Genomic DNA, 8194 nt, shown 5'->3' with positions numbered 1-8194 from the left:
GACGGTAGAACCGTCCTCACCGCTCCGGGGCCCCCCGTGGAGAAGGTACGGTGGGGCCGGTACACCCGCCGCACAACTAACGCATAGATCATTACTCGCCCGCGTTGTCCGGGTGTTGTGCGCATTGCGGTACATGGCTGTGCCCACATGTGAGGTGCCTGGTTGCGTTTCGAACTCCTTGGCCCGTTCCGGGTGTACCGCGACGACCGGTCGGTTCCACTGGGCTCGGTGAAGCAGCGTCTCCTGCTGGCGACCCTGCTGCTGCGCCCGAATGAGGTCGTCGGCGCCAACGAGTTGGCCGCGATGCTGTGGGGCGACGACGAGCCGGCGTCGGCGGCCGCGAATCTGCGCACCTATGTGCGCGGGTTGCGGCGGTCGCTGGGTGGTGGAGCGACCTGGGATGGGATAACCGCTGCGGCAGGCGGCTACCTGCTGCGGGTGGGCCCAGGCGAACGGGACCTGGACCTGTTCGACGCCGCGGCGGCGCGGGGCCGCGAGGCGCTCGCCGCATCCGATCTGGACCGGGCTGAGGGCGAACTCTCCGCCGCAATGCGCCTGTGGCGTGGTGTTCCGCTGTCTGACCTGCCGCTGCGCTCGGCGCTGGCTCGGCGGGTGGCGCAGTTGGAGGAGCGTCGGCTGCTCGTCGAGGAGGACTACGCCGAGGCGATGCTGGCCCGCGGCGCGTCGGCCGACGTCGTGCACCGGTTGCGCGGCCTGCTCGACCGGCATCCGTTGCGGCAGCGGGCGTGGGGCCAGCTGATGGTGGGCCTGTACCGCATCGGAGACGTAGCCGGCGCACTTGATGCTTTCCGGCAGGCCCGACAGAGGCTCGCGGAGGAGACCGGCCTCGATCCCGCGCCCGAGCTCGTCACGCTGTACGACGACATCCTGCATCACCGCCCGAGCCTGTTGGCGCAACCGTCAACGGGGCCGGACCGGCCGGCGCCGGAGACGACAGAGGGCCCGCTCATTCAGCGCCCCGAGCAACTGCCGCGTGCGGTGCCGGAGTTCGTCGGACGCAGCGTCGAGTTGGCAGGCCTCGACGGGCTTCTGCACGGCAGGGCTGACGGGCCGACGAGCGTGGCCATCTCCGTGGTGTCCGGCATGGCCGGAGTCGGCAAGACGGCCCTGGCGTTGCACTGGGCGCACCGGGTTGCCGACCGCTTTCCGGACGGTCAGCTCTATGTGAACCTTCGCGGCTACGACGAAGCCGGCGTGGTGTCCCCGTCCGACGCCCTGTCCGGCTTCCTCGAAGCGCTCGGCGTGCCGCACGCCCGGATACCCTCCGACACGGAGGCTCGGACTGGTCTCTACCGCAGCCTTTTGGCTTCGCGTCGGATGCTCCTGGTGCTGGACAACGCTCGCGACTCGGCCCAGGTGCACGCCCTGCTGCCCGGTGCGGGCAGCTGCATGGTTGTGGTCACCAGCCGTGATCGTCTCGGCGGCCTGATCGCCGCCGAGTGTGCCACTCCGCTGACACTGGACGTGCTCACGGCGGAGGAGTCGAGGAGCCTGCTCGCCAGACGTCTCGGGGTCAGCCGGCTCGCCTCCGAGTCGGTGGCCGTGGCCGACATCATCGAGGCCGCAGGCCGGCTTCCGCTGGCACTGTCGATAGTGGCGGCGCGTGTCGCGACCCATCCCACGTTCCCGCTCGGTGCGATCGCCGCCGAACTGCACTCGGCCGAGGCGAGGCTTGACGCGTTGGCCGACGGTGACGTCCGGCGCGTCTTCTCGTGGTCGTTCCTGGCCCTGGGGGCGGACGCGGCCCGGCTGTTCACCCTGCTGGGGCTGCATCCGGGCCCGGACCTGACCACCGCCGCGGCCGCGGCGCTCGCCGGTGTGTCGGCTGCTGCGGTCACGCCGATCCTGCGGGAACTGACTCGGCTCCATCTGCTGGCTGAGCACGTGCCCGGCCGGTTCGCCTTCCATGATCTTCTGCGCGCCTATGCGGCCGAGCTTGCACAGTCGTCGGAGCGCGGCCACGAACACGTCGCGGCCCGACGGCGCCTGTACGACCACTACCTGCATGCCGCCTATCCGGCCGCCCGGCTGCTCCAGCCGCAGTGGCCCCCGATCGAGCCGGTGCCGCCACTGTCCGTACCCGCCAGGTCGCCGGTGACCGATCACGACGGCGCGCTCGCCTGGTTCACGGCGGAGCATCGGGTGCTGGTCCGGGTGGTCCGACAGGCCGCCGAGAACGGCTTCGAGACGTACGCCTGGCAGATCGCCTGGGCGCTTACCACCTTCGTGGCGCCGCGCGGTCTCTGGCAGGACCAGCTCGCCATCCAAGAGGTCGCGTTGGGTGCCGCGGAAAAGATCGACGACCTCAGCGGTCAGGCCGTCGCCAACCGGCTGGTCTCCCGCGCGCTGACCCGACTGGGCGACCGCACCACGGCCGAGTCCCGGCTCAAGCGTGCGCTCGAGCTGCACGAACGTCTCGGCGATCCGATCGGCCAGGCCCAGACGCTGCACAACTACTGCGAACTCTGCTATCTGGACGGCCGGCTCGACGAGGCGCTCGCACACGGTCGCGAGGCGCTGCGGCTCTACCGGCTGGTCGGCAATCACGCGGGCGAAGCCCGGACGCTCAACGCGATCGGTTGGCTGCTCGCCAGCACAGGCGATTACGTCCAGGCCATCGCCAGCTGCACCGAGGCCCTCGACCAGCAACGACGGACCGACGACCGCAATGGTCAGGCTGCGACGCTTGACAGCCTCGGCTTCGCTTACGACCGCCTGGGTGAACGCGACCGCGCGGCCAACTGCTACGAGCAGGCGATCGAACTCTTTCGCGACTCCGCGGACCGGTATCACGAGGCGGAGACCCTCATCCGGCTCGGGGACACCCGGGAAGGGATGGGCGACCGCGACGCGGCCTCTGCCGCTTGGCGGCTGGCCGCGCGGATCTACGAGGACGTGGGCGACCCCGCAGCCGAGGAAATCCGCAGCCGCCTTGAACGTCTGGTGCCGTCCTAGTGCACCGCGGGGTCAGGCGACGTTGTGGGGGCGGAACTGGACGCTCACCCGGGGGCCCACCGGGCGGGTGGTCTTGGGGATGGCGTGTTCCCAGGTGCGTTGGCAGGAGCCACCCATGACGATCAGGTCGCCGTGGCCCACCGGGAAGCGCAGGCTCTCCCCGCCGCCGCGTGGGCGTAGGAGCAGCGGTCGGGGTGACCCGAAGGAGACGATCGCGACGATGGTGTCGGTGTGCGCCGAGCGACCGATGGTGTCGCCGTGCCAGGCCACGCTGTCGCGCCCGGACCGGTAGAGGCACAGGCCGGCGGTGACGAAGGGCTCGCCCAGCTCGGGCGCGTAGTGCTCGGTGAGTGCCGCCCGTGCGGAGGTGAGGACGCGGTGGGGGAGCTGCCTCGCCCCGTCGTACCAGCAGAGCAGGCGGGGCACGTCGACCTCGGCGTCATACATGGTGCGCCGTTCGGCACGCCAGGGCACCTCAGTGAGCAGGGTGTCGAGGACGGTGTCGGAGCCGCGCACCCAACCGGGGAGGTGGTCGACCCAGGCACCCCGGCTGAGCTGGTGCCGGCGGATCTGGCCGGGCAGTGGCCCCAGGGTCGGCCCGGCGTCGGCCAGGTCGAGCATCGACGGCTGGTAGGCGGCCTGCGTCATACAGCCACCCTAGCAGCACTTTCGTACACCCGTGCTAGTAGCGTCTGGCGTCGACGCGTACGGCGTCGAACACCGCGTCCACCACCCGCGCCCGGCCTTGGCCGTCAACGGTGGACCAGGCGCGCGCGGCGAGCGTCGCGCGCCGCTGCGGCGAGCTGAGCAGCCCGTGCAGGGTCCGCGCCGCCGTCGCGCGGGCGGCTCGTCCGGCGACGCCGCTCGCGGTCAGTTCCGGCAGCTCGCCGAGGCCGGCGGCCAGGCCGTGACGAACCACCCGGGTGTACGACTCACGTTGGTTGTCGACCACGCAGACCAGTGCGCTGGGTGCGCCGAGGCAGCAGAGTTCCCAGGTGGACGTGCCGGCGGCGCTCACCACCAGGTCGGATTCGGTGATCAGCGCCGGCAGCGAGGTGGTGGGCGGGACCGCTCGGATGGTCTGCCCCCGGCCGGGGGCGACATCGTCGACCTCCGCCTCGATCTCGGGTCGGCCGACGATGACCGTGAGGTCCATCGGGTGACCGGTGGCCGCCAGCACCCGGGTCAGGACCGGGGCTGCGCCGACCGCGTCGGTGCCGCCGAAGAAGGCCAGCACCCGGGGGCGGCTGACCGCCCTGGCGGGCGGGGCGACCGGCGGCCGGGCGCTGATCACGGTGTCCCGCAGCAGGGCGTACCCGCTCCCGGCGAGCAGCCGGCCGGGCAGCGCCGCGGCGGACCCCAGCTCGGGCAGGTCCGCCCCGGAACTCAAGCTGGGCAGCTCCGCCCCGAAGTTCTGGTCGAGGTAGAGGTCCGCGACCTGGCCCCGGCTGTCGCCGTCGATGATGGCGAGGGTGTGGACGCCTGCGGCGCGCACGGCGCCGGCTCCGGCCGGGTCCAGTTCGTACGAGTCGAGGACCAGCACGTCCAGGTGGTGTCGGCGGGCCGCCTCGACCAGGTCGGCCGCCGACTCCGGGCCGGGAAGTAGCGGGATGCCCCGCGCGGCCAGCTCCGCGGTTGCCCAGTCGAGCCGTTCGACGGTGCCGAACACTGTGACGTCGGCGCCCCGGGCGAGGAACTCCTCGGCGAGCGCCAGGCAGCGGACGAGGTGGCCGACGCCGCGCCGTGGCCCGGCGTCACAGCGCAACCCGACCCTCAGGGTGCTCAGGATTCCTCCAGGTGCTTCTGTCGTACGTCGGCGTTGAGCGCGCGCAGCCGGGGCTGGCCGTCGAGCCAGTCGGCGAGCTTGGCCAGCGGCACGCTGACGTCACCGAAGTGGTCGATGATCGCGCTGACCAGCGTCCAGTCCTGCTCGGTGTCGAGGGTGAGCCGCAGCGCGGAGCGGTCCGGGGTGAGCGTCACCCCGAGCACCCGGAACAGCTCCGGATGGGTGTACGCGTACGAGGTGACGTGCACCCGGTGGTGGTCGGTGGCGAGCCGGCCCAGGGTGCGCAGCGTCTCCGCTCGGATGATCTCGACGTCGAGCCCTCGGGGCAGGGTCCGGGCGATGGACGTGCTGGCGTAGTCCAGCCCGGGGACCGCCCGGTACACCGATGCGACCACTGTGATGATCTCCGGGTCGAGCAGGGGGCAGTCGGCGGTGAACCGCATGACGGCGTCTCCCGGGTGCGCCGCGAGGGCGCCCACGAAGCGGTCGAGCACGTCGTCGACCGGCCCGCGGTGGCACGGCACGTCGAGGCGCGCGCACTCGGCGGCCACCGCGTCGTCGACCGCGTCGGTGCTGGTGGCAACGACCAGGTCGGCCAGGACGCCGCTGTCCCGGGCGGCGCGTACGACCCGGCCCAGCACCGAGCGTCCGGCGAGTGGGCGGAGCACCTTGCCGGGCAGCCGTGACGAACCCATCCGAGCCTGCACGATGCCGACGATCCGCAGCCCCGCGTCGTCCGTGGAGGCCTCGGGCACCGGTACGCCGGTCACTGCTGCTCCTCCTGCTTGGGGGCGAGCACCGCGGTGGCCCGGCGTTTGGCGGCGCGGGCACCCCGTTTGGCCAGCCGGGCCGGGGTGATGGCGAGCCGGCCCACCCGGTAGCTGAGCGACCCGCTGAGCAGGCTGATCGTCGTCTCGGCCCGGCGCAGCGCCCGTTCCCGCGAGGTGAGCAGTTCCTCGGTCCACGCGGTCAGCGCCGCCAACCGGGTGAGTTCCTCGCGCTGGCGCAGCCACGCCTCGCGTAGCTGCTGGTAGCTGTGCCCGCCGACCGGCGGGTCGGTTGGCGTGACGGCGTGCAGTTCGGTGGCGAGGCCGACAGTGCCGTCGGCGTCCAGCCCGTGCAGCGCGGCGGCGATGGCCGCCTCGGCCTCGATCGCCTCGCTGACTGTCGCGCGGTCGAGGTCGTGGCCGGCGAGTCCGCCGAGCACCACGGTCAGGCCCGCGACGTCGAGAGTGGACGACCATGGGTGGGCGTACCCGCCGGTGAGCAGGCCCGCGGCGAAGCGCCACAGCCCGCGGGCGAGCACCACGTCGGCGGGCAACGCGGCGGTGGCCCGCCAGCTGGGGTCGAGCACCGCGTACCGCTCGCCGTCGACCACCACGTTGTCGGTGCCGGCCAGCGCCGCCGCTCCGGCGATCCGGCCGTCGGCATCGGCCTGGCCGGCGAGCCAGCCCGCGTACCCGTGCAGCAGCGCACGCAGGGTGGCCAGGTCGCGGCGCAGCGAGGCGTCGAGCAGCAGGGTACGCAGCAGCCGGCCGGACGGCACCGGTCCGGACAACGCGTCGGCGTCGCGGTAGGCGGCCTCGCGGCTGGCGAACGGCGCGGCGGCCGGCGTCGTCGCGTCGGTGGCCGGGATGAGCCCCCAGCGCCAACCGGACGGGCCGTGCAGCACCTCCAGCACGCCGATGCCGGGGCGACCGGTCTGCACGAGAGCCACCGGCAGGTCCGCCTCGACGACCGGGGTGGCCGGGTCCGTGGGTTCGGCGGGCCGGTGGGCGAGGGTCAGCCAGCCCGGTGCGAGGTCGGCGGCACGCCCGGCGTGCAGGGCGTCCACCGCGAGCCGGGCCGGGTCCTGAAGCACTGTGGCGCTGGTGAAACCCCCGGCGCAGGCGCCGTGCAGCACCGCGTCGAACAGGCCGGAGCCCGCGTCCCGGTCGAGGTGGTCGGCGTCCAGCAGCGCCGTCGGGGTGCTGACATCGGGGTACGCGGCCCAGCACGCGGCCGGCCGCAGCCCCGCCGCGCCGAGCCGCTCGCGCAGTTGGTCCCGGTTGGCCGGGTGGGCGCGGTCCAGCACGCCGCCGATGGTCCAGGCGGAGTCGTCGCGGCGGGCGTACCAGGGGCTGGTGTCGACGAGCCGGTGCAGGCCCAGCGGGTTGTCCAGGCGCAGCAGCAGGGCGCCGCCCGGCCGGACCGCGGCGACGAGTCGTGCCAGCACGGCGTCCCAGCCGAGGCGGGTGCCCTCCACCGACTCCACCGGGTCCAGCCCGGCAGCCGCGATCACCACGTCGTACGTCTCGTCGTCGGGTAGCCCGGCCGGGCCACCCACCACCACGCGGGCGGCCCGGTCCGCCAGCGCCACCGCGTCCGGGTGGCTGCGCAGCAGGCAGGTGACCTCGGCGTGGGTGAGCTGGTCGAGCAGTGCCGGGTCGTGTGGACCGGCCACCAGGACCCGGGCGCCGGGCGGCACCAGCAGCGCGGCCAGCGCGGCGAGCGGCCCACCGTTGGCCAACCGTTCCTGCGGCAGGTCCGACCAGGCCAGCATCTCGCCGCCCGGCAGGGTGATCCGGTCCGCGGGTGCCGTTTCAGTCGTCACTGTCTTCCTCTTCATCCTGGAGGTTCGCCCAACCGAGCAGCTCGCGAAGCTCGGCGGGCGTGCATCGGTGGTCGGTGCCCAGCTCGGCGCGGGCGATCTCGACGGCGGTGGGCAGGTCGACAGTGGTGCCGTGCAGCTGCGGCCACTGCCGTCGGATCCGAGCGGTGCCGCCGAAGGTGGGGTCCTCGTTGGACAGGATCATCGGGTCGCCGTAGACCGCCGGTTCGCATCCGGCCGCGATGCCGTAGAAGATCGCGCTGGTCAGCCGGTTGGATGCTACCCGGCGGTGACGGCGCAGTTCGGTGAGCTGTCGGTCGAGGAACTCCGGATCGGTGTCCTTCCACCAGTGTCCCCGGTAGCCGTGGCAGATCACCCGGAACCCGGCGCGCTCGTAGAGCCGGCGTACGTTGCGCATCCGGTACTCGTGCCAGTACAGGCAGACCGTGACCGGGCCGGGCTCGGTGTCCTGGATGAGGGCGATCAGTTTGCGGTGGTCGCCCTTGACGTGTTGACCCTCCCAGCCGTGGAACGGGTACCAGATCGTGCCCTCCCGCTCCTCGGCCGGTGGTTCCTCGGGTCGCATCGCCAACAGGTAAGTGAACGGCGCGCCGATGACCACCACGTTGCGTCGCCCCACCGACCAGGCCCGGCGGCGGGTCTGCTCCGACCAGAGCAGGCTGGGGGTGCGTTCGGCGTACGGGTGGCCGGGGGCCAGGCCGTCACCGATGTTCCAGCCGTGCTGCACGTACCCGTTGATCCGGGGTGGGTGCCGGTCGCCGAGGCCGGCGTAGCGGGCCAGCACGTGCGCGTGGCCGTAGAAGTGGTTGGCGTGGTGCATC

6 protein-coding genes are annotated in these 8194 nt (G+C 72.8%); 1 reads left to right on the top strand and 5 read right to left on the bottom strand.

What is annotated here, in order from left to right; all coding sequences use genetic code 11:
- Positions 1-162: 162 nt before the first annotated feature.
- Positions 163-2976, top strand: coding sequence for a BTAD domain-containing putative transcriptional regulator (locus tag AB0B48_RS13030; RefSeq protein WP_357200119.1), 2814 nt, complete (start codon positions 163-165; stop codon positions 2974-2976).
- Between the two features lie 12 nt (positions 2977-2988).
- On the opposite strand, the gene AB0B48_RS13025 is transcribed toward AB0B48_RS13030, so the two are convergent.
- The 5 genes from AB0B48_RS13025 to AB0B48_RS13005 are packed head-to-tail and all read right to left on the bottom strand — an operon-like array spanning position 2989 to position 8193.
- On the bottom strand, positions 2989-3624 hold the full coding sequence (locus tag AB0B48_RS13025) for an alpha-ketoglutarate-dependent dioxygenase AlkB (RefSeq protein ID WP_357200116.1): 636 nt from the start codon (positions 3622-3624) through the stop codon (positions 2989-2991).
- 34 nt (positions 3625-3658) lie between these two features.
- On the bottom strand, positions 3659-4762 hold the full coding sequence (locus AB0B48_RS13020; protein WP_357200125.1) for a spore coat protein: 1104 nt from the start codon (positions 4760-4762) through the stop codon (positions 3659-3661).
- Complete coding sequence (locus AB0B48_RS13015) at positions 4759-5487, bottom strand: glycosyltransferase family protein (protein WP_357200122.1); 729 nt, start codon at positions 5485-5487, stop codon at positions 4759-4761. Before AB0B48_RS13015 ends, AB0B48_RS13020 begins: the two co-directional genes overlap by 4 nt.
- Before the next feature lie 41 nt (positions 5488-5528).
- Positions 5529-7355, bottom strand: a complete 1827-nt coding sequence (locus AB0B48_RS13010; RefSeq protein ID WP_357200113.1) for a class I SAM-dependent methyltransferase — start codon at positions 7353-7355, stop codon at positions 5529-5531.
- The gene (locus tag AB0B48_RS13005) at positions 7345-8193 is read right to left on the bottom strand and encodes a hypothetical protein (RefSeq protein WP_357200110.1); all 849 of its coding nucleotides are present in this window, start codon (positions 8191-8193) and stop codon (positions 7345-7347) included. The genes AB0B48_RS13010 and AB0B48_RS13005 overlap by 11 nt, the downstream gene beginning before the upstream one ends.
- Position 8194: the final 1 nt, after the last annotated feature.

Source organism: Micromonospora sp. NPDC049089 (assembly GCF_040648775.1).
In the GTDB taxonomy this organism is placed as follows: Bacteria; Actinomycetota; Actinomycetes; order Mycobacteriales; family Micromonosporaceae; genus Micromonospora.
The sequence above is the reverse complement of the archived record's forward strand: the minus strand, read 5'-3'. Positions and strand labels throughout refer to the sequence as shown.